Here is a 24,851-nt window from a genome sequence, read left to right on the forward strand (position 1 = left end):
CGCTACTCGGGATCGAACTCCCCGCGCATCAGCCGCGCCCGGCACCGGTGGGCCCGCGCAAAGGCGTCCTGCACCCAGCGGCCATCGGCCAGATCCGTCTGATGCGGGAGCCGGTCGAGCACGTCCCGCAGCGCCGCGCTCACGTTGTCGGCGTTGTCGGCGAGGATCGCCTGCCACATGTCGGCCGGGCTCGAGGCGAGACGGGTCATCTCCTTGAACGCACGGCCCGACGCGGCGAGCCCGCGATCACCCGTGGCGTCGACGGTGGCGTTCATGAGCGCCACGGCGAGCACCTGCGGCGCGTGGCTGACGTAGGCCACGACACGATCGTGCGTCTGCGCATCGGTCCATCGAGGTGCCGCACCGAGCCCTCGCACGAAGCGCTCGACACGCCGGCCGTCGTCTCCCGGCTCGCCGGCGGCGGCGACCAGCATCCACGGCCGGCCGTCGAACAGATCGGGCCGCGCGTGCGCGAGGCCGCCCTGCTCGCTGCCGGCCATCGGATGGCCGCCGACGAAGTGCGGGAGCGCCGCGGCGGCCGCCGCGGCCATCACGCGACGCTTCGTCGATCCAACGTCCGTGACGATCGTCTCGACGTCCAGATCGCGGATCGCCGCCATCAGCCCGGCCATCGCCGCCACGGGCGTGGCGAGCACGATGAGATCGGCCGCCGCGAGATCGCGTACGTCGTCGGTGTAGCGGTCGGCGATCGTCCGCTGTCGCGCCTCGTCCAGCGACTCGCCCCGATCGCAGCCGATCAGCTCCACGTCAGCCCAGCGCGCCCGCGCCGCGAGCGCGACCGACCCGCCGATCAATCCTAGCCCGGCGACGCCGATGCGGCGAAATGGCGGCTCACTCACCGGACGTCCCCTTGAGCCAGCGGATGAACGCCTCGACGCGGGCGGGCACGTCGCCGCCCGTCCGCGTCGCGTCGGCGATCACCTGGACGAGCGCGCTGCCGACCACGGCGGCGTCGGCGAACCGCGTCACCTCGCGAACGTGCTCGGGCCGGGAGATGCCGAAGCCGAGCGCCACCGGCAGCGACGTCACCTCGCGCACGCGCTCGACGAGCGGTGCGGCCGACTCGGCCACCGCGTCGCGCGCGCCCGTCACGCCCAGACGCGAAATGGCGTACAGAAAGCCTCGTCCAAGACGCGCAGCTTCGCGCAGGCGCGCCGGCGTCGTGGTCGGGCTGACGAGAAAGATCTGATCGATTCCTCGGCGCGCCAGCGCATCTCTCGTCGCTGCCGACTCCTCGATCGGCAGATCGAGCAGGAGCACGCCGTCCACGCCGGCGTCGGCTGCGCGCGAGACGAACTCCTCCGTGCCCATCCGCAGGACCGGGTTGACGTACGTGAAGAGCACGACCGGCACGTCGAGGTCCGGGCGAACCGAGCGCACGAGATCGAGCGCCCGGCGCATCGTCGTCCCGCCGGCGAGCGCCCGCTCGATGGCCCGCTGGATGACCGGCCCATCGGCGATCGGATCCGAGAACGGCACGCCGACCTCGAGGACGTCGGCGCCGCCGCGGGCCATCGCGCGCAACACGTCGGCAGACCGCGCGACGTCCGGATCGCCGGCGGTGGCGAACGCGACGAGCTTCGGCTGGCCGGGACGCGCGAACGCCTGCGCCAGCCGGCTCATCGCCCCGCCTCCCCCACCGGCGTCTCGACATCGTCGCCCATGAGCTGGCGCACCGTCTCGACGTCCTTGTCGCCGCGGCCCGAGATGTTGAGCACGACGACGGTGCCGGGGGACAGTCGGGGCAGCGCGTCCTCGACCCAGGCGACCGCGTGCGACGACTCGAGCGCCGGCAGGATCCCCTCGTGGCGCGCCAGCCACGCGAACCCGCGGAGCGCGCGCGCATCGTCAATCCACGCGTACTCGGTGCGTCCCTGCGCGGCGAGCCACGCGTGCTCGGGCCCGATGGACGGATAGTCGAGGCCGGCGGACACCGAGTGGGTCGGCAGGATGTTCCCGTCCTCGTCCTGCAGCAGCAGGCTCCGCGTTCCATGGAGTACTCCGGGCCGTCCGCCCGCGAAGCGCGCGGCGTGATCGCCCGGCGTGATGCCGCGGCCGCCCGCTTCGACGCCGACCAGACGCACGGTCGCATCGCCGACGAACGCGTCGAAGATCCCGATCGCGTTGCTGCCGCCGCCGACGCACGCCACGACCAGGTCGGGCAGCCGGCCGGCCTGCGCGCGCACCTGGCGCCGCGCCTCCTCGCCGATCACCGACTGGAACTCGCGGACCATCAGCGGATACGGATGCGGCCCGAGGGCGGACCCGAGCAGGTAGTACGTCGTGCCGACGTTCGCGACCCAGTCGCGCATCGCCTCGTTGATCGCGTCCTTGAGCGTCCGGCTGCCCGCGTCCACGCCGGTCACGGTCGCCCCGAGCATCCGCATGCGGAAGACGTTCAACGCCTGCCGCGCCATGTCGTCCGTCCCCATGTAGACGACGCAGTCGAGGCCGAGGAGCGCGCAGGCGGTGGCGGTCGCGACGCCGTGCTGGCCGGCGCCAGTCTCGGCGACGATCCGCCGCTTGCCCATGCGCGTGGCGAGCAGCGCCTGCCCGAGCGCGTTGTTGATCTTGTGCGCGCCGGTGTGCGCGAGGTCCTCGCGCTTCAGGAACAGCCGCACGCCGGTCGTGCCGGCAGCGCGCCGCGCCTCGGACAGCGGCGTCGGCCGGCCGACGTACTCGCTCAGCAGCGTGCGAAGCGCGCCGGCGAACGCGGGATCGCGGCGCGCCGCCTCGTACGCGGCGGTCAGCTCGTCGAGCGGCGCCATCAGCGTCTCGGGCACGAAGCGCCCGCCGAACTCCCCGAAGTAGCCATGGCGATCCGGATCGCGACGGCCAAAGGCGGGCCCGGGCGTCTCGATCACTCCGTCAGTCACGCGTCCTCCGATCTCACGCCGGCCACGGCGTCGATGAACGCCCGCAGGCGCTCCGGGCTCTTCACACCGGCGGCACGTTCGACACCTGACGAGACGTCGACGGCCCACGGCCGCACGACGCGCACGGCCTCGGCGACGTTGTCGGCTGTCAGCCCGCCCGCGAGCACGAGCGGACGCGCGCGCGCGAGCCGCGCCGCCCGCGTCCAGTCGGCGCGGCGGCCGGTGCCGCCACGCGCTGTCGGATCGACCGCGTCCACGAGCGCCAACACATCCCGCGGCAGCGCCACCGCCTCGGCCAGCGCCTCATCATCGTCGATCGCTGTGCGCTTGAGGAGGCGAGCGCCTACGTCGCGATAGTCGGCGACGCGCTCCTCGCCGTGGAGCTGCACGGCGCCGAGACCGGCCGCGCGCACGACCCCGGCCACCTCGTCGGGCGCCGCATCGACGAAGACACCCACGAGCGTCACGAACGGCGGCACGGCCGCCGCGATCTCGCGGATCGACCGGGGCTCGACGTATCGCGGGCTCTCACGCCAGCAGATGAACCCGAGCGCGTCGGCGCCGAGATCCACGGCCAGCGCGGCGTCCTCCGCGCGCGTCAGCCCGCAGATCTTGACCCGCACACGCTCCACGCGATTCATGGCTCGCGCTCGGCCTGCGACACCAGCGACGCCAAGGCGGCACCAGGATCCGCCTCGGTCATCAATCGCTCGCCGATGAGAAATGCCTGATAGCGCACCCGCGACAGCCGGCGCAGGTCGGCGGCCGTGCGCAAGCCGCTCTCCGCAACGGCGACGACGCCCGGCGGAATGGCGGCGCCCAGCCTGTCGAGCAGCGACGTGTCCACCTGCAACGTCCGGAGATTCCGGCTGTTGACGCCGATGACCGCGGCGCCCGCATCGACCGCACGCGCCAGCTCGTCGTCGTCGTGCACTTCGACGAGCGGCGCCAGGCCGACGGCCAATGCCTGTGCGTGCAGCGAGGTCAGCTCCTGCTGGCTCAGCGCGGCGACAATCAGCAGCACCGCATCGGCACCGGCTGCCGCCGCTTCGATCAACTGGTAGCGCGTGACGACGAAGTCCTTCCGAAGGAGGGGCAGATCGACCGCCGCGCGGATCTGACGCAGATGGTCGAGCGAGCCGTCGAAGAAGCTCGGCTCGGTCAGCACCGAGATCGCCGCGGCACCGGCGCGTGCGTACGTCGTCGCGATGGCGACCGGATCGTACGCGGCACGCAGGATGCCTTTCGACGGCGACCGCCGCTTGCACTCGGCGATCACGCGAATGCCGGGCGCCGAGAGGCTGCGGCGGAACCCTTCGCCGTCGGGTGCGCGCGTGAGGCGCCGCTCGAGCTGTGCGGCCGGCACGAGCCGCTCGCGTTCCTCCGCCGACCGACGCGCGCCGGCCACGATCGCCTGCAGCAGGTCAGCCGTCATCGGGTGTAATGGCGCCGCAGCGCATCCAGTGCGGCGCGCGCCGCGCCGCCGTCGATGCTCCGTGCCGCCTGAGCGATGCCGTCGCGCAGCGATCCGGCCCGCCCGGCCACAAGCAATCCGGCGGCGGCGTTGAAGAGGACGACGTCGCGCTGTGGGCCGGAGGCGCCGGCAAGCACGCGTTCGATGATCGCGGCGTTCTCCTGCGCCGTGCCACCGGCGAGGTCGCCGGCCGCCGCGACCGGCAGATGCACGTCCGCCGGGTGCACGTAGAACGTCCGCACCGATCCGCGGTGCAGCTCCGAGACCTTCGTGTGGCCGAGCGTCGACAGCTCGTCGAGGCCGCCGGCGCCGTGCACCACCCACGCCCGTTCGGCGCCGAGCGCGCCGAGCGCCTGCGCCAGGAGCGCCGTGTGCTCGGGGCGCGACACGCCGATGATCTGGCGTTCGGCACCCGCCGGGTTGGTGAGCGGCCCGATCAGATTGAAGACCGTGCGCACGCCCAGCTCACGGCGGGTTGGGCCAGCGTGCCGCATCGACGGATGCCAGGCGGGCGCGAAGAAGAACGCCAGGCCCGCCTCGAGCGCGCCGGCCACGCGCTCGGCGGGCGCGGCCAGCTCGAGGCCAAGCGCCTCGAACACGTCGGCCGATCCGCTCCGGCTCGACACCGCGCGGTTCCCGTGCTTCGCGACGCGCACGCCGGCGCCGGCCAGGACGATGGCCGCGGCAGTCGAGACGTTGAAGGTGTGCGCGCCGTCGCCCCCCGTGCCGCAGGTGTCGAAGACGCCGCGCACGCGCGCTGGCAGCGGGACCGCGCGCGCTTGCATCGCCCGCGCGAACCCGACCAGCTCCGACGGGCGCTCGCCTTTCAACGCGAGCGCCATCAGCAACGCCGCGATCTGCGACGGCTGCCGCTCGCCGTCCATGATCGCGCCCATCTCCTCGGCCGCCTGCTCGGCCGAGAGATCCTCGTGGCGCCGCAACTGCTCGAGCAGGTCGGCGACGCTCACGCTCTCACCTCGAGGAAGTTCTGCAGCAGCCGGTGCCCCACCGTGGTCATGACCGACTCGGGGTGGAACTGCACGCCGAACACCGGCAGCTCGTCGTGGCCGATGCCCATGATGGTCCGGTCATCCTCCACCCACGCGGTGATCCGGAAGCCGCTCGGCATCCCATCGCGCGGTATCACGAGGGAATGGTAGCGCCCGGCGTCGAACGGCTCGGCCACGCCGTGAAAGAGCGTGGAACCGTCGTGCCGCACCCGCGAGATCTTGCCGTGCATCGGCACGGCGGCGCGCTCGACCCGCCCGCCGAACGCGATCGACAGCGCCTGGTGGCCGAGGCACACGCCGAGCACCGGAATCCGTCCGGTGAAGTAGCGCAGCGCGTCGATCGTGACGCCCGCGCTTTCCGGCCGTCCCGGTCCAGGCGAGATCACGAGACGCTCGGGATGGAGGCCGGCCAACGCCTCGAGCGGCATCGCGTCGTTGCGGACGACCTTGACGTCCGCGCCGAGCTCGCCCAGGCGGTGCGCCAGGTTGAACGTGAAGGAGTCGTAGTTGTCGATGAGCAGAACCATCACAGCCCCTGGTGCGCCATCTCGAGCGCCTGCATGAGCGCACGTGCCTTGTCGCGAGTTTCCTCGTACTCGGCGGCGGGCGTCGAGTCGGCGACGATGCCGGCGCCGGCCTGGATGCGCACGCGCCCCTCGCGCATGGTGATCGTCCGGATCGCGATGCAGAAGTCGAGGTTGCCCGCGAAGTCGAGATACCCGACCGCGCCGCCGTAGAGGCCGCGCCGCGCCGGCTCGAGCGCACCGACGATCTGCATGGCCCGGATCTTCGGCGCGCCCGTGAGCGTGCCGGCGGGAAACGCGGCGATGAGCGCGTCGAGCCGATCGCGATCCGCCGCCAGCCGCCCTTCCACGCGCGACACGAGGTGCATCACGTGCGAGTAGCGCTCGATCGCCATGTACTCGGCCACGCGCACGCTGCCGATCTCGGCCACGCGGCCGATGTCGTTGCGCCCGAGATCCACCAGCATGACGTGCTCGGCACGCTCCTTCTCGTTCTGGCGCAGCTCGTCGGCGAGCTGGCGGTCTTCCTCCTCGGTCGCCCCGCGCCGGCGGGTGCCGGCAATCGGATGGGTCTCGACGTGCCGGCCCTCCACGCGCACGAGCATTTCTGGTGACGCGCCGATGATGGCGTCGGCACCCATGCGGATGAAGAACATGTACGGCGACGGGTTCACGTGGCGAAGCGCGCGGTAGATGTCGAACGGCGATGCGGTCGTGTCGGCGTCGAACCGCTGCGACAGCACGGCCTGGTAGATCTCGCCGGCCGCGATGTCCTCCTGGATCTGGCGGACGGCCGCCTCGAACGCTTCGCGCGTCTGATTGGCGGCGAACGCGAGCGGCCCCGGATCGACGCGCCGCGGCCGCGACAGTGTCCCCTCCAGCTCGCGCTCGAGGAACGCGATCTTCGCGCAGGCGAAATCGTAGAGCGCGCGCAGGTCGGCACCCGGCCGCACGCGGGCGTTCGAGATCGCCAGGATGCGGTGCTTCACGTGATCGAACGCGAGCACCGTGTCGAACACCATGAAGGCCGCGAGGTCGCGGTCGAGCGGCAGCACGGCGAGCGCGACCGCCGGCTCGAACCACTCCGCCGCGTCGTAGTCGACGTAGCCGACGGCGCCGCCCGTGAACCGCGGCAGGCCCGGCACCGTCGGCGACTGGAACTCCGTCATCAGCTCGCGGAGCACGTCGATGAACGGCTCGGTGCGCGTCCGCTCCGTGCCCGACTCCTCGATCACGGTCTCACCGGCGCGGCCGCGAACGACGAGGAACGGGTCCTTGCCGAGAAACGAGTACCGGCCGACCTGTTCGCCCCCCTCGACGCTTTCGAACAGGAACGCATAGTCGGCGTGCTCGGCGATCTTGAGGAAGGCCGAGACCGGCGTCAGCAAGTCCGCCATGATCTCCCGGCACACCGGGACGAACGTCGCCCGGCGGGCCAGCTCCGCGAAGTCTTCGTAAGAGGTCTGTGTCATGGCGCGTCGTTCCTCGTGCGTGCGATGAAAGCGTCCGCGGCCTCGGCCATCACGGCCGCCGGCGCCGGCTGGCCGGTCCACCACTCGAACTGATGGCAGGCCTGGCCGACCAGCATCTCGAGACCGCCGAGCACGTCCGCGCCGGCGTCGCGAGCGAGCCGCAGCAGCCGGGTCTCGCGCGGGTTGTAGACGAGGTCGTAGACGAGCCCTCCGCCGATCGCCGCCGGCTCCAGCGGCGACACCTCGACCGACGGCCACGTGCCGACCGGCGTCGTGTTGACCAGCAGATCCCACCCGGGCACGGGCGGCCACGGCACGGCGGCGGCGCCGAACTCGGCGGCGACGCGTTCGGCCTGATCGGCGCGGCGCGCCGCGACCTCGACGCGCGCGCCTTCGCGCGCCAGCGCCCAGGTCACGGTGCGGGCGGTGCCGCCGGCGCCGAGCACGACGGCGCGACTCCCACGCAGCCGCCGCCCTTCGCGGCGAAGCGGCGCCAGGAACCCGCTCGCGTCGAAGTTGCGCCCTTCCCAGCCGTGGTCGCGCCGGCGCAGCGTATTGACCGCGCCGATCGCCGCCGACAGATCGTCGGTCGACGCGACGCGCGCGTGCATCGCCGGCTTGAGCGGCGCCGTCACGCTCAGGCCGCGCACGCCGAGCGCCTCGGCCGCCGCGAGCAGATCGTCGGCGTCGCGCGACTCGAACGTGACGTAGATCGCATCGAGCCCGAGCGCGTGGAACGCCGCGTTGTGCATGGCCGGCGACGCCGAGTGCACGAGCGGTGCGCCGGTGATCCCGTAGACGGCCGTCGACGCGGAGGCCATCGTGACTCGATAGACGTCGATCATCTCCCCCGCGGTCACCTGGCCCGGCGCGTTCGACCCGCCGTACGTCCAGCACGAGCCGAACAGCCAGGGGCACAGGCGGCTGACCTGTCCGGCCGCGCCCATGGCGATCGCCACGTGCGGACGATCGAGGCGCATCGCCTCGCGCAGCGTCAGGCACTCGCCCAACCGCGACGGCGTCACTGCAACCTTGATGACGTCGGCGTCCTCGGCCGCCATGGCCCGCACCCGATCGGCGAGATCCGCCGGCACGCGCTCGAAGTCGTGATGCGAGACGACGAGCGCCGTCCGGCCGCGCTCCGCGAAACGCCGGCGGTCGGCCCGCCACTCGACGTCCACGTACTCGGCACCGAGCGCGACGGCACGCGCCAGGATGCCGAGCCGTTCCTCCTCGCTGCCGTCGAAGTGCCCGCCTTCCCAGCGCGCCCGGCAGGTGACGATGACGGGCGTGCGGCGGCCGGCGAGGACAGCCGCCACGTCCAGATCGTCCACGCCGTCGATGCGCAACTCGACCAGGCCGGCGACCGCCCGATCCCGCCCCGCGCGCACCTCGGCCGTCGTCCGGCCGGTCACGACCTCGACGACTTCGACTCCTGCCATCTGCTCGTTACCCCGCAGGCACAAAAAAAGCCCCTCCAGTCGTTCGACTGAAGAGGCTGTCCATCCCGCTGCGCGATGTCGTGCTAGCTGCGCCCGCGATCCCCTTCAGCCATCGGCCCACACCACCACCAGTACGACCAGGTCGTCCGGCGGGCGTCGAGATGGACAGGGGCGAACGCGGTCATCGCGTGCCACGGAGAGTACCAGAGGACCGCAGCGCGGTCAAATCCAGTGTTCTTTCCAGTCCTTGCGTGCTATAACGCGTCTAAACTTCCGTAGGGCCTTTCGTAGGGCATTTCCCCACGCTCATGCGACAACCACTCGTTGGCACCGCTCTGCTGGTCGCGATGGTCGGGGCGCTGGTCGCGGCCCCGCAGCAGCCCAGCCCGTTCTTTCCGATCGACGACATCAGGCCCGGCATGGCCGGCACGGGAGAAACGGTGTTCGCCGGCAACGCGCGCGAGCCGTTCACCGCGACCGTCATCGGCGTGCTGCGCAACGCGATCGGTCCCCGGCGAAACCTGGTGCTCGCGCGGTTGGAGGGCGGTCCGCTCGCGACGACCGGCGTGATTCAGGGCATGAGCGGCAGTCCGGTGTACATCGACGGCCGGCTGGTCGGCGCCGTGTCCTACGCCTTGGGATCGTTTCCGAAGGAGCCGATCGCCGGCATCACGCCCATCGCGGAGATGATCGAGGCCGTCGACAGCACGGCACCGCGCCCGTCCGATCCCTCGCTGGCCATGACGTGGCCGGCCACGCCCACGCAGGTCTTCGCCGCGCTCGGCGCCATGATGACGCGGGCTGCTGCGCCGCTCGGCCGACTCTCCGGCGATATGCGGGTCGTCGGCCCGTCGTCGCTCGCCGAGTTGGCGCCCGCGCTGCGCCCGATCGGCGCCGCGATGGTCTTCAACGGCTTCGACGGTCCGATCGACCAGGACGTGCGGCGGGCGTTGTCTGCGGAAGCCGGGACCCGCGCCGGCGGACCGGCGGGCGCGGACCGTCCGCTCAATCCAGGCGATCCCGTCGGCATGAGCCTGATTCACGGCGACCTCGACATGGGGGCCACCGGAACCGTGACGTACGTCGACGGCACGCGCGTCTACGCCTTCGGCCATCCGTTTCTCAATTTGGGCCCGACGGCGTTCCCGATGACGAAGGCACAGGTCCACACCGTGCTGCCCAGCCTCGACAGCTCGATGAAGATCTCGTCGCTCGGTCCGGTGATCGGGACGATCAGCCAGGATCGTGCGACGGCGGTCGGCGGGACGCTCGGCGCCGGGCCGCGTGAAGTGGACGTGCACCTGTCGCTCACGTCGTCGCGCGCGCCTGCGCGCCAGTTCTCGTTCTCGGTCCTGCGCGACCAGTCGCTCACGCCGCTCTTCACGTACGTGGCGATGCTGAGCGCGATGAGCGCCTACGAGCGCGAGGCCGGCGTGATGACGGTCGCGGCGCGCGGCGCGGTGTCGTTCGGCCAGAACGGCCGCGTGACGATCGACGATCTCTTCTCGGGCGATGGCGCGAGCGCCGCGGCGGCGGCCGCCGTCGCCGGGCCGATCGGCGCCGCGATGACGAACGAGTTCGCGACGGTCGTGCCCGAGCGCATCGACATCGAGTTCCACGCGTCCGAAACGCGCGAGTCGACGACGATCGACCGCGCGTGGCTCGATACGGTGCGCCCGCGCTTCGGCGCGACGCACAGCCTGCACATCCAGCTCCAGGACTACCGCGGCGGCAAACGCGTCGTGACGGTGCCGGTGACGATGCCGGCGTTCGCCGACGGTCCGCTCACGCTGCTCGTGACCGACGCGGCCGGCCTCACCAGCCTCGAGCAGAAGGACCTCAAACCGGGCAAGGCGACGACGTGGAGCGAGATGCTCGGGAATCTGAACGACACGCGGCGCAACAACCGGCTGTACGTGCGCCTGATTTCCGCCAGCCAGGGCACGGTCGTCGGCGGCGACACGCTGCCGGCGCTGCCGCCCTCGGTGCGGTCGGTGCTCGACACCGACACCACCACCATTCGCACGCCGGTCAGCCGGACGCTCGTGGGCTCGTGGGAGCGGCGGCTCGACGTCGCCGTCCGAGGCTCCAGGGAGCTGACCCTCACGCTTTCTCCTGCACCGTAGCCCGCAGCTCGTTCGCTTGTCGTCAGGCCCGTCTATGAAGTCATCTCGCCTGGTCTTTGCCGTGTTGCTGGCGGCCGCGCTCGCGCCGGCCTTCGTCGTCCAGGCCGCCGGCCCGACGTTCTGGACCGTCGCCACGGCGAGCGAGTTCCTGAAGGGCCGATCCGACGGCGTCTACGTGAGCATGGCCGGCGTCATCACGGCCGGCCCGCAGCTCGTCAACCGGCTCACGTCGACCCCGTCGCAGATCTGGGCGCTCGCCGAGGGACCAGACGGCTCGCTCTGGGCCGGCACCGGCGGCGACGGCCAGGTGATCCGCCTCAGACCCAACCAGCCGGACACGACGGTGTTCGATTCGAACGAGAACAACGTGTTCGCGCTGGCAGTGGCGGGCTCGCGCGTCTACGCCGCCACGGCGCCCGACGGCAGGGTCTACGCGATCGAGGCCGACGGATCGGCGCGTCCGTTCTTCGATCCCGAGGAGAAGTACATCTGGGCGCTGGCGGTCGATCCGGTGGGACAGCTCTGGGTCGGCGCAGGCAATCCGGCCGTCATCTACCGTGTCGATCCAAACGGCACGGCCCAGGTCGTCTATCGCCCACCCGCCGCGCACGTCGTCACGCTCGCGCGCGACGCGAGCGGTCGAATGCTGGCCGGCACGGATTCACCGGGCCGGCTGTACCGCTTCGACGCGAGCCAGAAGCCGTTCGTCGTGCTCGACGCGGGCCAGGCCGAGATGCGCGCCATCGCGGTCGACGCGGCGAGCGGCGCGCTGTACGCGGCCGCCGTCCTGCGGAGCGACGACGGGAGCAGCAGCGACACGCCCACGATCGCGGCCGCTGCCGCTCCGACCACGCCGGCCAGCACGTCCGCCTCGCCGCGGCGTTCGACGCTGTACTGCATCGACGCGAACGGCACGTGGGAAGCGATCTGGAACGCGCCGGACGTGATCTACGACGTCGCCGTCGATACGGACGGCGTCGTCGCGGCGACGGGCCCGGCCGGGCGGCTCTACCGCGTGACGCCGACTCGCGACGTGGCGTTGCTCACCGGCGTGGACGCCCGGCAGATCACGAAGTTCGTGACCAACCCGAAGACGCGCGCTTTGGCGGCGTTCGCCACCGCCAACCCCGGGCGCATCGTGTCCGTGGGCACAGGGCCACAATCGCCGGCCACCTACGTCTCGCCCGTGCGCGACACGTCGAGCTCGGCGACGTGGGGACTGGTCCGGTGGGAGGCCGTTGGTGCGGTCACGCTGTCGACGCGGTCGGGCAACACGGAGCAGCCGGATGACTCGTGGAGCGACTGGTCGGCCCCGTACGGCACGGCGCAGGGTCAGCCGATCGCCAGCCCTGCGGCGCGGTTCCTCCAGTGGCGAGCGACGTTGACGGCCGCGGCCGGTTCACCCGCCCAGCTCACCGGCGTGACCGTCGCCTATCTCACGCGAAACAACCGGCCGGTCGTGCAGAGCGTGACCGTGTATCCGCCCGGCGTCGTGTTCCAGCGGCCGTTCGTCAACGAGGAAGGCGCGGTGGCGGGCCTCGACGAAGCGGTCGCCAACGCGCGCCGCGCGCCAGGCGATCCTGGCCCGCCCACGCCGGCGCCAGGCCGCCGGATGTTCCAGCGCGGGCTTCAAACGATCACGTGGAAAGCCGAGGACGACGACGAGACCGATCGGCTGGTCTACAGCCTCGAGTACCGCCGCGAGGGTGCGACCGAGTGGCAACCGCTGCGGACGGGCTTGAGCGACGGCATCTACGTGTGGGACACGACCGCCGTCCCCGACGGCCGTTACCTCGTCCGTGTGCGTGCCTCCGACTCGGTGACGAACGCCGTGGATCGAGCGCTCGCGGGAGACAAGGAAAGCGATCCGATCGATGTCGACAACACGCCGCCCGCGATCGTCACGGAGGTGGCCCGGCAGGGGGCGGCGGTACGGTTGCTCGTGCGCGTGACCGACGCGCGCAGCCCGATTCAGAAGGTCGAGTACTCGATCGGCGGCGGGCCGTGGCAGCTCGTCTACCCGCAGGACGGCCTGGCGGACGCACCGGACGAGCGGTACGAGGTTCCGCTCGACGCCGGCGTCGATCCCGCGCGCGTCGTGGTGCGCGCGACCGACCTGCTCCAGAACGTCACGACGCGAGCGAACACGGCGCGGTGAACGGGGCGATCGTGCCGGGAGCCGGAAGACCTACGAGCCAGAGTCGGAGGACTTGGCGCTCACGGTCGTGAACGCCCGGACGTGCAACTGCCGCACGCCGACGGCAACCCCGAGCGGCATGGAGCCGTTCACACGCAGGTGCTTGATCTTCTGCAGCAGCTCCTCGGTCTGACGGCGGCTGCTCCGATCCATCGCTTCGAACGGCACCGGACGCCCCTTGTCGGTCACGACCGCGAGCAGCGCGTCCACGAGATCGGCCTCGGTGCCGCGCGACTCGTGCACGACCCGTTCGGCCATCTCGTCGGAGGCACGGGTCGCGAGCGGCCCGATCTCGTCCACCTGCAGGAGCATCGATTCCTGGCCGACCGGCAAGATGTACGCGAGCTCCTCGGTATTCGAGATCAGCGCGGCGAACGAGTCGCCGCGTTCCGGCGTGGGACCGAACGCGAGGATGACGGAAAGCGCCAGGGTGGACACGAGGGTCGCGGCGACCGAGCCGCCGCCGATCATCAGCCAGTGATTCTCCTGGGCACGGGTCAGCAGCCCAGCCCACGAGACGGCGGCGTCGGCTTTGCGGCGAGCCAACACCGCGCTCGCGAGCGCGCCGAAGCTGAGCGGTTCGTCGGGGGGCGCACCCGCGCGCAGCGCTTCGCCCAGGGTACGCAGCTCGCGAACGTGCGCGGCGCACGCCGCACAGTCGCCGAGATGATCGACCACGCGCAGGACGTCGGCGCCGCCCAGCTCGCCGTCGACGAAGGCCGCCAGATGCAGCCGCACGAAGTCGCACTGAAACGGCGTCATGCTTCCACCAGCCTGTCGCGCAGGGTCGCGCGCGCCCGTGCGAGCCGCGATTTCACGGTCCCGACGGCCACGCTCAACGACTCGCCGATTTCCTCGTAACTCAGCCCGTGGATCTCGCGAAGCACGATGGCCGTCCGCTGATCGAACGGCAGGTCGTCGAGCGCCGCCCACACGCGGCCCGCGGTTTCGCGCTGCTGGAAGACCCGGTCCGGCTGCGCGAAGTTCCGCGACTCCGTCAGCTCGCCGCCGAGCGCCGCCAGCTCCTCGAGCGGCACCTGCTGTGACTTACGGCGCCGCCGCCACCAGCGTTGCCGGTTCGAGGCCTGATTGACGACGATCCGGTAGATCCAGGTCTTCAGGGCAGACTGCCCGCGAAACTGGCCGAGGGTGCGAAAGACGCGGAGGAACACCTCCTGCGACAGGTCGAGCGCCTCCTGCGGATCGCCGAGCAACTGCAGGCTCAATTGATACACCATGCGCTGATGGTCCGTGACCAGCCGCGTGCACGCATCATCGTCGCCAGCCGCACACTGCTGCACCAGCGCCCAATCGCCGCTATAGGTCTCCGACCACGGGAGGACTCGGGCGGGCTTCACGTTCGTGGTACTCGACATCGTAGCACCCTCGCGGCGTCTCAGGCGCATCGCCCAGTCGCCTTTCGCCCTTTTCCCTTCTACCTCTTCCCTTTACCTTTGCCCTTTGCCCTTCTTTAGACTCCGTTCCCGGTAAGATGGCGGCGTGCGCCGGCTGGCGGTGATTCTCGCGTCGACGGCGGCTGTCGTGGCCGTCGTGCTCCTGGTCCAACACCTCGAGCGCGAGCGGGAGTACAGGCGGCTGCTCGCGGAGGGCGAGGCGGCGCTCGCCGACGGGCGGAGTGCCGTCGCCATCGAGCTGTTCAGCGGCGCGCTCGCGCTTCGGCCGAGCTCGATGCCGGCGTACTACCGCCGTGGCGAGGCGTATCGTGCGCAGGGGTTCGACGAGCAGGCCGTCCGGGATTTGCGCGAGGCCGCGCGGCTCGCTCCGACCGCGGCCCAGCCGCTCATCGCGCTCGGCGCCGTGTACGACCAGCGCAGCGAGCCGGCGGCGGCGGCCGAGTGGTACGGCCGAGCGGCGATGCGGCTCAAGGACGAGGATCCGGCGCTGCTCTACGCCTGGGCGCTCGCGCTGTATCGCACGGGCGCACCGGCCGCTGCGCGCGAGCCCTTGCAACGCGCGCTCGCGCGCAACGACGGCATGGCCGAAGCGCACTACCTGCTGGGACTCGTGTATCGCGACGCGGGCGATCTCGCGCAAGCCGCGGCGTCGCTCGAACACGCGATCCGTCTCGCGCCGCCGCTCGTCGCCGCCCGTGAGGAGCTCGCCGACCTGTACCGCGAACGTGGCCAGCCGGCCGACGAGATGGCGCAGCTCCACGCGCTCGCGGCGTTGGATGCGCAAGTGGACCGGCGCCTCGCGCTCGGCCTGGCGCGAGCACGGGCTGGCGAGTTCGACGAGGCGCTCGCCACGCTGGACGCGGCGGCCGCCGAGGCTCCCAACGACTCGCGCGTGTGGCTCGCAATCGGCCGGGTCCGCCTCGGCCAGGCCGAACACGGCCACGATCGGCACGCGGTGACGGCCGCGCTCGCCACGCTGGAACGTGCGCTGGCCGGCTCGGCGCGGCGGAGCGAAGGGCTGGCGTTGTTCGGCCGGGCGCTGTTCCTGTCGGGCGACACCTCCGGGGCGGAGCGTATCCTCGCAGAAGCCGTCGCCACGTCGCCGGTCGATCCCGAAGCCTTCGCATTCCTCGCCGACGCGGCCGAACGCAACGGGCACGCCGGCGTGGCGCGGCGCGCGCTCGTGGATCTGGACGCGCTCGACGGTGACACGGTGCCGGCCGCCGTGCGGGTCGCGCGTGCGCGCCGGATCGGTGCCCTGTCACTCGAGGCCGGCGATCCGCGCCATGCGCTCGCCGCGCTGACCGAAGCCGCCAACGCCTCGCCGTCCGATCCCGACACGCTCGGCCTGCTCGCGCGGGCCCGCTGGCTCACCGGCGACGCCGACGGTGCGCGAGCGGCGCTCCGGGAGGCCCTCGCACTCGACGCAGCCGACCCGGCCCTGCGCACGCTCTCGCGAACGATCAGGTGACGCGCGGATCGAGCCGGTCGCGCAGCGCGTCGCCGAGGATGTTGAAGCCCAGCACGACGAGCGCGATGGCCAGACCGGGGAAGATCGTGAGGTGCGGCGCGTCGAACAGGTGCGACCGGCCGGCGTCGAGCATCGTGCCCCAACTGGGCGTCGGCGGCTGCACGCCGAGCCCGAGAAAGCTGAGCGACGCCTCGGCGATGATGGCGCTCGCCATGCCGAGCGTTCCCTGCACCGTGACCGCGGGAAAGGTCGCGGGCACGACATGCCGGCCGAGCACCCGCGTCGTGGATGCCCCAAGCGCGCGCGCGGCCTGGACGTACTCCAATTCGCGCAGCCTGAGGACCTGGCCGCGAACGAGCCGTGCGTAGCCGACCCAACCAATCGCCACGAGCGCCAGAACGACGTTGGTGATGCTCGGGCCGAGGACGGCGACGAGCGCGATCGCCAGCAGGATGCCGGGGAACGCCAGCAGCACGTCGATCACGCGCCCCGTGAGCTCGTCCACCCAGCCGCCCGCATAGCCCGCAACGGCGCCGACGACCGTGCCGATGGCGGCCGAGAGCGACACGACGGCCAGGCCGACGAGCAGCGACACCCGCGCGCCGGCAGCCAGCCGCACCAGCACGTCGCGCCCGAGCTCGTCCCGCCCGAACGGATGCCGCCAACTCGGCCCCGTCAGCCTCTCGGCCAGATCCTGCGTGACCGGATCATCGGGCAGGACGGCCGGTCCGACAATCGCGGCAATCACGATGACGAGGATGACGAAGGCGCCGAGGCGACGGATCATTGGTACCGGATCCTCGGATCGAGCCAGGCGTACAGCAGGTCGACGACGAAGTTCATCGTGACGTACGTCACGGCAATGAGCAGGATGCAGCCCTGCACCAGCGGATAGTCGCGGAAGTTGATCGCCTGGATGAGCAGCCTGCCCACGCCGGGCCACGCGAAGATCGTCTCGGTGATGATCGTCCCGGTCAGCACCGAGCCCAATTGCAGCCCGAGAATCGTTACGACCGGGATCAGGCTGTTCCGCAAGGCGTGGGCGACGACCGCGCGTGTCCGCGACAGGCCGCGCGCGCGCGCCGCCAGCACGTACAGCTCGCCGAGCTCCTCGACGAGCGCGGCCCGCGTCATGCGCGCGGTAATGGCGGCGAGCGACGCGCCGAGCGTGACGGCCGGCAGGACGAGATGCCGCCACGTGCCGGTGCCCGACACCGGCAGCCAGCCGAGGCCGACCGAGAAGACGATCGCGAGCACCGGTCCGAGCCAGAAGTTCGGCATCGCCACTCCCGCCAGCGCCATCGTCATCGCAGCGTGGTCGAGCGCACGCCCGCGCTGGAGGGCGGCCGCGACGCCGAGCGGCAGCGCGATCGCGATCGCGATGGCCATGGCCACGAGCGCGAGCTGGGCGGTGGCGCCCATCCGCGCGGCGATCTCGCGCGTCACCGGCGTGTTGTAGCGGAACGAAGTGCCGAGATCGCCCGCGACGACGCCCGTCATGTAGGCGCGGTACTGGGCGAAGAGCGGCGCGTCCAGACCGAGCTTCGCGCGCAGGTCCGCCAGGTCGGCGGGCGACGCCGATTCGCCGAGCATCGCCGCGGCCGGATCGCCGGGCACGAGGTGAATGAGCGCGAAGACGAGCGTGGCGACGCCCGCCAGCACCACCATCGTCAGCACGAGGCGGCGCGCGATGAAGCGCAACATCGGCGGCGATAATCCTCCAACCGCCGCGCTCAGGCAACCCCTTCCGCTTCGCCGTCTGCTCCGCCGAGCTTGAGCCGGCGAATCGCCTTGACGAGCCCCTGCCGCGTGAGGCCCAACTCGCGGGCGGCCGCAGCGCGTCGGCCGCCATGCCGCGCGAGCGCGACGCGGATCGCGCGCCGCTCGAATTGCGATCGCAGGAGGTGCAGGGGCGCACTTCCCGGCACCTCGGCCTCGCTCGAGAGCACCTGCTGGACGTGTCTGACGCTGACGCGGCCTCGTTCGGGCGCAACGACCAGAAGCCCGGCCAGCACGTTCTGGAATTCCCGCACGTTGCCCGGCCACGCGTGCCGGCACAATGCGGCCAGCGCATCCGGCCCGAGCACGACGCGTCGCCCTGCCTCGAGCGTGAGCGCGTGCCACAGGGCCCGTGCCAGCACCGGAATGTCTTCCGGCCGCTCGCGCAAGGGCGTGGTGCGGATGCGAACCACGGCGAGCCGGAACAGCAGGTCGGCACGAAAGGCGCCGCGGGCGCAGGCATCGGCCAGCGGCTGGTTCGTCGCCGCGATCACCCGCACGTCGACGGCGCGAGGCACGTTTTCGCCGACCCGGCGCAGCTCGCGTTCCTGGAGGACGCGCAGCAGCTTCGCCTGGGCGCGGGGTGACAGCTCACCGACCTCATCCAGGAAGAGGCTCCCGCCGTTGGCCTCCTCGAAGAGGCCGACGCGCGGATTGACCGCGCCGGTGAAGGCACCCCGCACGTGGCCGAACAGCTCCGCCTCGATCAGGTCGTCGCTCAGCGCGGCGCAGTTGAGCGACGACAGCCTGCGGTCGCGGCGCGGGCTGAGCCGGTGGATCGCCCGCGCGACGAGCTCCTTGCCGGTGCCGCTCTCCCCTTCGATCAGCACTGAGAAGGGCGTGACTGCCGCCCTCGCCACCGACTCGCGAAGCGACATGATCGCAGGGCTGACGCCCAGGATTTCCGGCGTGAGCGCCGGGCCGCGCCGCGCGGCGGCGAGCGCGTCGAGCCGGCCCTGGAGCGATGGCGCACAGACGGCGGCCAGAACACGTCCGAGGTCGCGGAACGTGCTGCCCCGCTCGGCGGCCCCGCGCACGACCAGCCAGCCGATGGGCGTCCCGGCATGCTTCATCGCCACCGAGACCAGGACGGTGTCGCCGTGAAACGACGCGCACCGATCCTCCATGGTGCCGGGCGTCCATCCGGCGGCGACGACGTCGGCGGCCGACCAACCGTCCGACGCCACGAGAGCCAGGTCCTCCGCGGCGAGCACCGCGACGCCGCACGCGTCCGCCGTGCGGCGGAGCCACTGACAGCCGCGAGCGAGCGCGACCGCCTCGTCGTCGGCGTCCTGGACGAGCTGCAGAACCGCCGGCACTTCGTGCGCGAGCTGCATGACTTCTCTCCCCGATCCCCAGCGACGAAGGCCGAGCGCGCCGGTTCGCTCGAGCCCGATCGCGAGATCGGCCCGCTCTCTGGCGTCGCCGGCCGCCCGCAACCAGCGGCTGAGCCACTGCTCGACGACCGACGCGCGGCTCCAGACCTCCACGGATCCAAGCGCCCGTTGGGCATCGTCGGGCCGGCCTGCGGCGATGAGCAGGTCGGCGGCGAGCGCGCGCGCGAGGCGCGCCGCGTGCGCATGCGAGACGCGCGTGGTCGCCGATAGCATCCCCTTCGCCGTGTCCGCTCGGCGCTCATCGTCGTCGTCGACATACGCGGAGGCGAGGGCGGTGAAGGTGTGCGACCACATCGCCGTGACGGGATCGTGTCGCGCGTGCTTCGCGAGCTCGGACGCCGCACGGCGCAGCCGGGTGCAGTCGCGCGCGACCCACCCGGCGAGCCCGGCCAGTTCCGGCGCCGAGCCGGCGAGGTCGTGTGCGAGCGTCGCGAACTCCTCGAACCGGCCCTGCCAGAACCGCAGCCACGCGAGCGCGCGCAGTACCGGTTTGGAGACGGGCGCGCCCGTCAACGCGCCATGACTGCGAGCGGTGGTCAGGAGGGCGTCCGCACGCGCGAGCTCGCCACAGGGCACGAGCACGTCCGCCAGTGCGGCTGCACCCTCGGGCCAATGCGCGCTTCCCTGCAGACGTTCGGTGACGTCGAGCGCAGAGCGCAGCGCGCCGGCGTACTCGTCGCGCGCCAGCAACAGGTCGACCAGCGCGCGGCTCGCCTCGGCCAGCCCGGCGGTGTTCCGGTGACGTCGGGCCGATTCGAGCGCTGCGCGGGCCCAGCGTTCCGCTTCGGCCGCGCGCCGCCGCCTGGCGGCGCGCAGCGCGCGCTGAACACGGCCGGCGCTCGCCGGGAGCGCCTCGCTGCACCAGGCATCGTCGGTCCGATCGCGCGCGAGCCGCGGCCTCGAGGACGTCCGCGGTTCGCGAAGGTCGACGACCAGGTGCGTGCGGGTGCTGAGGCGGCTCAGCGCATGCATCCACGCCAGCGCTGCCGCTACGTCATCGTCATCGCACAGAAGGAGCGCGACGTGCCGGCGCAGGGCCCACTCCGCTGGAGGAGACAGCCGCAGAGCGCAGGGCCGCAGGGGCAACAGACCTTGTAATCGATAGCGCCTGGCGAGGACGACCGCCAGGTCCGACGATGGCGCCAGATCGCGCGCGATGAGGCAGTGCACGCCGGGAGACGTGAGCCCGTCGGCCGCGGAGAGCAACGTGGCGGCATCCCGATCCGCCGCGACCGCATCGACCGCGCGATCGCCGCGCGTTTCGAACCACCCGCAATCCCCCGCGCGGCCCCAGTCGATCAGCCGCGTCGGCGGCCCGTGCCACTCCCGATGACAGGCAGTCTCCGCGCGGGCCATCGCATCCGGTGGACCCGTCTCGACGCGCACCTCGACGACCGCACCCGTCGCCAGATCGATCCATGAGGCGTCGTCACGCCGGTGGAATCGATCGGCAACGAGCACGGCCGTCACGCCTCCATCGACTGCAAACGGCGGGCCCGGCGAGACGACGCCCGATCGGCGCGTGATGGCCGAGGACATTGAAGAAAGTTCGATAGAATGACGGCCCGATGCTTCGTTTTCTGACAGCCGGCGAGTCGCACGGCCAGGCGCTCGTCGCGATCGTCGACGGCGTGCCGGCCGGGCTGCCGCTCACCGCCGACGCGATTGCCCGCGACCTGGCTCGCCGGCAACTCGGCTACGGCCGCGGTCGCCGCATGGCGATCGAAAAGGACCGCGCGGAGATTCTGTCTGGCGTGCGCCGAGGCCAAACGCTCGGCGGTCCGATCGCCCTGCTCATCCCCAACAAGGACTGGGCGAACTGGCAGCACACGATGAGCGTCGACGCCGATCCCGGCGAGGCGCTGCCCGGCGCGCGGCGCGCGGCGACGACGAGGCCGCGGCCGGGGCATGCGGATCTGTCAGGCGGGCTCAAGTACAACCGGGAGGACCTGCGCGACGTCCTCGAGCGCGCGAGCGCCCGCGAAACGGCTGCGCGCGTAGCCGTGGGCGCCGTCGCCCGCGCGTTGCTCCGCCACGCCGGGATCGAGGTCGCGAGCCACGTCTTCTCGATCGGCGGCGCGCGGCTCGCCGACCCGCTCGCCGTCACGTTCGAGCAGGCGCGGGCGCTGGCCGAGACGGATGATCTCCGCTGCGTCGATCCGGACGTGGCCGCCGCGATGCGCGAGCGGATCGATGCGGCGCGCGAGGCTGGCGATACCGTCGGCGGCGCGTTCGAGGTGATCGCGCACGGCGTCCCGCCGGGCCTTGGCAGCCACGTGCAATGGGATCGCAAGCTCGACGGCCGCCTGGCGCAGGCGCTCATGTCGATCCACGCCATCAAGGCGGTCGGCATCGGCCGAAGCGCCGACGTCGGCGACCTGCCCGGCTCGCGCGTCCACGATGAGATCGTGCTCGCTGGCGGAGCGCCGACGGGCCAGGTGCCAGGCATCTCCCGCCCGACGAACAATGCGGGCGGGCTCGAGGGCGGGGTGACGAACGGCGAGGACGTCCGCGCGACGGCCTGGATGAAGCCGATCTCCACGCTCATGAAACCGCTCCGGTCGATCGAGCTGACGACGATGGCGGAGGCGCCAGCGGCGATTGAGCGCAGCGACGTCTGCGCCGTGCCGGCCGCCGCCGTGGTCGGCGAGGCAATGGTCGCCTTCGTGCTCGCCGACGCGCTGCTCGACAAGTTCGGCGGCGACACCGTGCAGGATCTCGCCGCCGCCCGGGCCCAGTACGCCGATCGGCTCGCGGCGCGGCTCCGCGTCCCCGTGGAGCGGAAGTGAATGCTCCGGCCGATCGTCCGCTATGGCGTGCCAGCACTCGTCGCCAAAGCGGGTCGGGTCGACCGGTTCGACGCTGATCTCGGCCGGCTCATCGACGACATGGTCGAGACCATGTACGCGGCGCCCGGCGTCGGGCTCGCGGCGCCACAGATCGGCGTCGCGCTGCGCGTCGCGGTCATCGACCTCAGCGTGGGCAAACGCGGCGGCGAGATCATCACCCTGGTCAACCCGGAGTTCGTCGAGCGCGAGGGCGTGCAGCTCGAGGAGGAGGGGTGCTTGAGCGTGCCCGGCTTCACGGCCACCGTGGCGCGCCCCGGCCGCGTGGTCGTTCGTGCGCAGGATCGCAGCGGTGCCTCGCGCGTGGTCGAAGGCACGGGACTGCTCGCTCGCGCGCTCCAGCACGAGCTGGATCACCTCGACGGCGTGCTCTTCCTGGACCACCTGCGCGGCATCAAGCGCGAGATGATCGTGCGCAAGATCCGCAGGCTCGCGCGGACTGGCCAGTGGTGAGGTCGCTGCGGGTCGCCTTCTTCGGCACGCCGGCATTCGCGCTCACCACGCTCGAACGCATCGCCGCGTCGGCCCATCCGATCGTCCTCGTTGTCACCCAGCCGGATCGGCCGCGAGGCAGGGGCCAACGGGTGCTGCCAAGTCCGGTCAAGACGTTCGCGGCTGCGCGAGGTGTTCCGGTGCTGCAGCCGGAGAGGCTGCGCGACGAGCCGTTCCTGCTCGCGTTCGATGCCGCCACGGCGGACATCGGGGTGGTGGCGGCGTACGGACGGATCCTGCCCCCGGTGCTCCTCGCGCGCCCGCGCCTCGGGATGATCAACGTGCATGCGTCGCTCTTGCCGCGGTGGCGAGGCGCCGCGCCGGTCCACCGCGCGATCCTGGCCGGCGACCGTGAGACCGGCGTCACGATCATGCGCGTCGCCGCAGCGCTCGACGCCGGGCCGATGCTCGCGCAGGAACGGGTGACCATCGGGCAGGATGAGACGAGCGCGGCACTCGAGGGCAGGCTGGCGGACGCGGGGGCGCGCCTGCTCGTGCAGACGCTCGACCGGCTCGCGGAAGGACCGGTCGCGGAGACGCCCCAGCCGGAGGACGGGATCACGTACGCGAGCCGGCTCGAACGGCAGGAGAGCCGGATCGACTGGGGGCAGCCCGCCCGGCAGGTCCATGACCGGATTCGCGGCCTGCAGCCCTGGCCGATGGCGACGGTGATGCTGCACGGCCGGCGTCTGCGGATCGTCGGTTCGTCGATCGGGCACGAGGATCCCTCGGACGCCTCGCCCGGAACGGTCGTGAAGGTGACACCCGATGCGTTCGAGGTGGCGGCGGCGGCCGGAACGGTGCGGGTGACGACCGTCCAGCCGGAGGGGAAGACGCCGATGAGCGTGCGTCAGTTCCTGCTCGGCCACACCCTGAGCGCCGGCGACCGTCTGGATCCGGTGCCGACCGGCTGATGGCGGCCGTTCGTGTCGCGGCGGCGCGTGTGCTCCTCTCGGTGGAGCGAGGCCACGCCACGCTCGCGGCGGCGCTCGATCGCGAACGGGCGGCCGTGGCCGACGCGCGCGACCGCGGCTTGCTGGTGGAGCTCGCCGCCGGCGCGCTGCGCTGGCAGGCCGAGCTCGACGCGCTGACCGAAGCTGCCGCCCGTCGGCCGGCCGCGCACCTCGACGCGCCCGTCCGGGTCGTGCTCCGCCTCGGCGCGTATCAACTGCGGCATCTCGAGCGCGTGCCGCCGCACGCGATCGTCCACGAAGCGGTCGAAGCCGTCAGGACGCTCGGCGCGCCCAGAGCCGCCGGCCTGGTCAACGCCGTGCTGCGGCAGATGGCCCGTGATCCCGATGCCGCGCGGCCACGTGCCGGCGCTGCGCTGCCGCGGCGGCCGGGCCCGACGGCGACCGAAGAGGAGCAGCTCGCGTATCTGGCCGTCGCGCTCTCGCACCCGCGGTGGGTGGTTCAACGGTGGCTCCGACGGTACGGGTTCGACGCCACCGAACGCTGGTGCCGGTTCAACAACGCCTCCCCCGCCGTGACGGTTCGTCCGTTGGGCGGCCGGCCGGTCCTCGACCGGCTCGCCGCCCTCCGGACCGAAGGGATCGAGGCGGAGCGGGCACCGTACGCGGCCGGCGCGATTCGGCTTCCGCCAGGAAGCCTCGGCCGGCTCACGCCGGCGACCGCCGAGACGATGGCGGTGCAGGATGAGGGCGCGCAGCTCGTCGCCGAGTTCGCCGGCGCGCGGCCGGGCGAGACGGTGATCGACCTCTGTGCGGCGCCCGGCGGAAAGACGACCGCGCTCGCCGACGATCTCGAGCTCACACGGCCCGGCTCCAGGTCGCACTTGATCGCGAGCGACTATCGCGTATCGCGGGTGCGGCTGCTCGCGAGAACGATGGCCGAGCGCGGGCTGCCCGTGCCGGTGGTGGCTCTCGACGCCCGGCAGCCCCTGCCGTTCCGTCCGATCTTCGACTGCGTCGTGCTCGATGCGCCCTGCTCAGGGCTCGGCACCCTGCGGCGCGACCCCGATCTCAAGTGGATCCGGCGCGAGGACGACCAGCCGCGCTTCGTCGCCGACGAGCGCCGGATGCTGCGCGCCGCCGCCGCGCTCGTCCGGCCGGGCGGACGGCTGGTGTACGCGACGTGCTCGAGCGAACCCGAAGAGAACATCGAGGTCGTCCGCGCGTTCCTGGCCGAGGTCGACGGCTTCGAGCTGGCGCCACCGCCCGCGCGCCTGCCGGCGGACGTCGTGGACGCCGACGGCTGCCTGCGCACCGAGCCATTCCGCCACGCGCTCGACGCCTACTTCGCGGCCACGTTGGTGCGCCGCGGCGGCGCATAGTACACTTCCGGCCCGA

The 24,851-nt window shown here is 72.1% G+C and carries 20 protein-coding genes and 1 pseudogene; 7 read left to right on the forward strand and 14 right to left on the reverse strand.

Going from position 1 to position 24,851, the window contains the following annotated elements; translation table 11 throughout:
• Positions 1-2: 2 nt before the first annotated feature.
• The 9 genes from IT184_08770 to IT184_08810 are packed head-to-tail and all read right to left on the reverse strand — an operon-like array spanning position 3 to position 8,819.
• Positions 3-860 carry a prephenate dehydrogenase/arogenate dehydrogenase family protein gene (locus tag IT184_08770; GenBank protein ID MCC7008895.1) on the reverse strand — a complete coding sequence of 286 codons (858 nt, stop codon included), beginning with the start codon at positions 858-860 and terminating at the stop codon, positions 3-5.
• Complete coding sequence (locus IT184_08775; protein ID MCC7008896.1) at positions 853-1,644, reverse strand: tryptophan synthase subunit alpha; 792 nt, start codon at positions 1,642-1,644, stop codon at positions 853-855. Before IT184_08775 ends, IT184_08770 begins: the two co-directional genes overlap by 8 nt.
• A complete protein-coding gene (gene trpB / locus IT184_08780; GenBank protein MCC7008897.1) occupies positions 1,641-3,005 on the reverse strand; it encodes a tryptophan synthase subunit beta in 1,365 nt (454 codons plus the stop codon). Before trpB ends, IT184_08775 begins: the two co-directional genes overlap by 4 nt.
• Entirely contained in the window at positions 2,894-3,538 is a 645-nt protein-coding gene (locus IT184_08785; GenBank protein MCC7008898.1) for a phosphoribosylanthranilate isomerase, read from the reverse strand. The genes trpB and IT184_08785 overlap by 112 nt, the downstream gene beginning before the upstream one ends.
• A complete protein-coding gene (gene trpC, locus IT184_08790) occupies positions 3,535-4,332 on the reverse strand; it encodes an indole-3-glycerol phosphate synthase TrpC (GenBank protein MCC7008899.1) in 798 nt (265 codons plus the stop codon). The genes IT184_08785 and trpC overlap by 4 nt, the downstream gene beginning before the upstream one ends.
• Positions 4,329-5,339, reverse strand: coding sequence for an anthranilate phosphoribosyltransferase (trpD, locus tag IT184_08795; GenBank protein ID MCC7008900.1), 1,011 nt, complete (start codon positions 5,337-5,339; stop codon positions 4,329-4,331). The genes trpC and trpD overlap by 4 nt, the downstream gene beginning before the upstream one ends.
• Positions 5,336-5,908: an aminodeoxychorismate/anthranilate synthase component II gene (locus IT184_08800; protein MCC7008901.1), complete on the reverse strand. Its 573-nt coding sequence runs from the start codon at positions 5,906-5,908 to the stop codon at positions 5,336-5,338. The genes trpD and IT184_08800 overlap by 4 nt, the downstream gene beginning before the upstream one ends.
• Positions 5,908-7,377, reverse strand: coding sequence for an anthranilate synthase component I (gene trpE, locus IT184_08805; protein MCC7008902.1), 1,470 nt, complete (start codon positions 7,375-7,377; stop codon positions 5,908-5,910). Before trpE ends, IT184_08800 begins: the two co-directional genes overlap by 1 nt.
• Positions 7,374-8,819 (reverse strand): type I 3-dehydroquinate dehydratase, encoded by a 1,446-nt coding sequence (locus IT184_08810; protein ID MCC7008903.1) that lies wholly within the window; start codon positions 8,817-8,819, stop codon positions 7,374-7,376. The genes trpE and IT184_08810 overlap by 4 nt, the downstream gene beginning before the upstream one ends.
• Positions 8,820-9,127: 308 nt before the next feature.
• Here IT184_08810 and IT184_08815 point away from each other — a divergent pair, with 308 nt between their 5' ends.
• Together IT184_08815 and IT184_08820 are read left to right on the forward strand one after the other, a co-directional pair.
• The gene (locus tag IT184_08815; protein ID MCC7008904.1) at positions 9,128-10,945 is read left to right on the forward strand and encodes a hypothetical protein; all 1,818 of its coding nucleotides are present in this window, start codon (positions 9,128-9,130) and stop codon (positions 10,943-10,945) included.
• Between the two features lie 34 nt (positions 10,946-10,979).
• Complete coding sequence (locus tag IT184_08820) at positions 10,980-13,103, forward strand: hypothetical protein (protein MCC7008905.1); 2,124 nt, start codon at positions 10,980-10,982, stop codon at positions 13,101-13,103.
• Positions 13,104-13,787: 684 nt separating this feature from the next.
• Here IT184_08820 and IT184_08825 read toward each other — a convergent pair.
• A pseudogene (locus IT184_08825) lies at positions 13,788-13,904 on the reverse strand (zf-HC2 domain-containing protein).
• Positions 13,901-14,518, reverse strand: coding sequence for a sigma-70 family RNA polymerase sigma factor (locus IT184_08830; protein ID MCC7008906.1), 618 nt, complete (start codon positions 14,516-14,518; stop codon positions 13,901-13,903). The pseudogene IT184_08825 and the gene IT184_08830 overlap by 4 nt, the downstream one beginning before the upstream one ends.
• Before the next feature lie 124 nt (positions 14,519-14,642).
• Here IT184_08830 and IT184_08835 point away from each other — a divergent pair, with 124 nt between their 5' ends.
• Entirely contained in the window at positions 14,643-16,028 is a 1,386-nt protein-coding gene (locus IT184_08835; GenBank protein ID MCC7008907.1) for a tetratricopeptide repeat protein, read from the forward strand.
• On the opposite strand, the gene IT184_08840 is transcribed toward IT184_08835, so the two are convergent.
• The 3 genes from IT184_08840 to IT184_08850 are packed head-to-tail and all read right to left on the reverse strand — an operon-like array spanning position 16,021 to position 20,743.
• On the reverse strand, positions 16,021-16,815 hold the full coding sequence (locus IT184_08840; protein ID MCC7008908.1) for an ABC transporter permease: 795 nt from the start codon (positions 16,813-16,815) through the stop codon (positions 16,021-16,023). The two genes, IT184_08835 and IT184_08840, sit on opposite strands and share 8 nt — an antisense overlap.
• Positions 16,812-17,732 (reverse strand): ABC transporter permease, encoded by a 921-nt coding sequence (locus tag IT184_08845; protein ID MCC7008909.1) that lies wholly within the window; start codon positions 17,730-17,732, stop codon positions 16,812-16,814. The genes IT184_08840 and IT184_08845 overlap by 4 nt, the downstream gene beginning before the upstream one ends.
• 29 nt (positions 17,733-17,761) lie before the next feature.
• Positions 17,762-20,743 (reverse strand): sigma 54-interacting transcriptional regulator, encoded by a 2,982-nt coding sequence (locus IT184_08850; GenBank protein MCC7008910.1) that lies wholly within the window; start codon positions 20,741-20,743, stop codon positions 17,762-17,764.
• 29 nt (positions 20,744-20,772) lie between these two features.
• Between IT184_08850 and aroC the strand changes: the two genes are divergently transcribed.
• The 4 genes from aroC to IT184_08870 are packed head-to-tail and all read left to right on the forward strand — an operon-like array spanning position 20,773 to position 24,835.
• Entirely contained in the window at positions 20,773-21,993 is a 1,221-nt protein-coding gene (gene aroC, locus IT184_08855) for a chorismate synthase (protein ID MCC7008911.1), read from the forward strand.
• Positions 21,994-22,503, forward strand: coding sequence for a peptide deformylase (gene def, locus IT184_08860; protein MCC7008912.1), 510 nt, complete (start codon positions 21,994-21,996; stop codon positions 22,501-22,503).
• Positions 22,500-23,456: a methionyl-tRNA formyltransferase gene (locus tag IT184_08865; protein ID MCC7008913.1), complete on the forward strand. Its 957-nt coding sequence runs from the start codon at positions 22,500-22,502 to the stop codon at positions 23,454-23,456. The genes def and IT184_08865 overlap by 4 nt, the downstream gene beginning before the upstream one ends.
• A complete protein-coding gene (locus IT184_08870; protein ID MCC7008914.1) occupies positions 23,456-24,835 on the forward strand; it encodes a hypothetical protein in 1,380 nt (459 codons plus the stop codon). Before IT184_08865 ends, IT184_08870 begins: the two co-directional genes overlap by 1 nt.
• Positions 24,836-24,851: the final 16 nt, after the last annotated feature.

It is taken from the genome of Acidobacteriota bacterium (genome assembly GCA_020853395.1).
In the GTDB taxonomy this organism is placed as follows: domain Bacteria; phylum Acidobacteriota; class Vicinamibacteria; order Vicinamibacterales; family SCN-69-37; genus JADYYY01.

What these genes read in the sequence shown, in the direction of transcription:
- IT184_08775 (MCC7008896.1), bottom strand. Translation starts at nt 1,644, where the DNA reads ATGAGCCGGCTGGCGCAGGCGTTCGCGCGTCCCGGCCAGCCGAAGCTC.
- IT184_08785 (MCC7008898.1), bottom strand. Translation starts at nt 3,538, where the DNA reads ATGAATCGCGTGGAGCGTGTGCGGGTCAAGATCTGCGGGCTGACGCGC.
- trpC (MCC7008899.1), bottom strand. Translation starts at nt 4,332, where the DNA reads ATGACGGCTGACCTGCTGCAGGCGATCGTGGCCGGCGCGCGTCGGTCG.
- IT184_08800 (MCC7008901.1), bottom strand. Translation starts at nt 5,908, where the DNA reads ATGGTTCTGCTCATCGACAACTACGACTCCTTCACGTTCAACCTGGCG.
- trpE (MCC7008902.1), bottom strand. Translation starts at nt 7,377, where the DNA reads ATGACACAGACCTCTTACGAAGACTTCGCGGAGCTGGCCCGCCGGGCG.
- IT184_08810 (MCC7008903.1), bottom strand. Translation starts at nt 8,819, where the DNA reads ATGGCAGGAGTCGAAGTCGTCGAGGTCGTGACCGGCCGGACGACGGCC.
- IT184_08815 (MCC7008904.1), top strand. Translation starts at nt 9,128, where the DNA reads ATGCGACAACCACTCGTTGGCACCGCTCTGCTGGTCGCGATGGTCGGG.
- IT184_08820 (MCC7008905.1), top strand. Translation starts at nt 10,980, where the DNA reads ATGAAGTCATCTCGCCTGGTCTTTGCCGTGTTGCTGGCGGCCGCGCTC.
- IT184_08830 (MCC7008906.1), bottom strand. Translation starts at nt 14,518, where the DNA reads ATGTCGAGTACCACGAACGTGAAGCCCGCCCGAGTCCTCCCGTGGTCG.
- IT184_08840 (MCC7008908.1), bottom strand. Translation starts at nt 16,815, where the DNA reads ATGATCCGTCGCCTCGGCGCCTTCGTCATCCTCGTCATCGTGATTGCC.
- IT184_08845 (MCC7008909.1), bottom strand. Translation starts at nt 17,732, where the DNA reads ATGTTGCGCTTCATCGCGCGCCGCCTCGTGCTGACGATGGTGGTGCTG.
- IT184_08850 (MCC7008910.1), bottom strand. Translation starts at nt 20,743, where the DNA reads ATGTCCTCGGCCATCACGCGCCGATCGGGCGTCGTCTCGCCGGGCCCG.
- aroC (MCC7008911.1), top strand. Translation starts at nt 20,773, where the DNA reads ATGCTTCGTTTTCTGACAGCCGGCGAGTCGCACGGCCAGGCGCTCGTC.
- def (MCC7008912.1), top strand. Translation starts at nt 21,994, where the DNA reads ATGCTCCGGCCGATCGTCCGCTATGGCGTGCCAGCACTCGTCGCCAAA.
- IT184_08870 (MCC7008914.1), top strand. Translation starts at nt 23,456, where the DNA reads ATGGCGGCCGTTCGTGTCGCGGCGGCGCGTGTGCTCCTCTCGGTGGAG.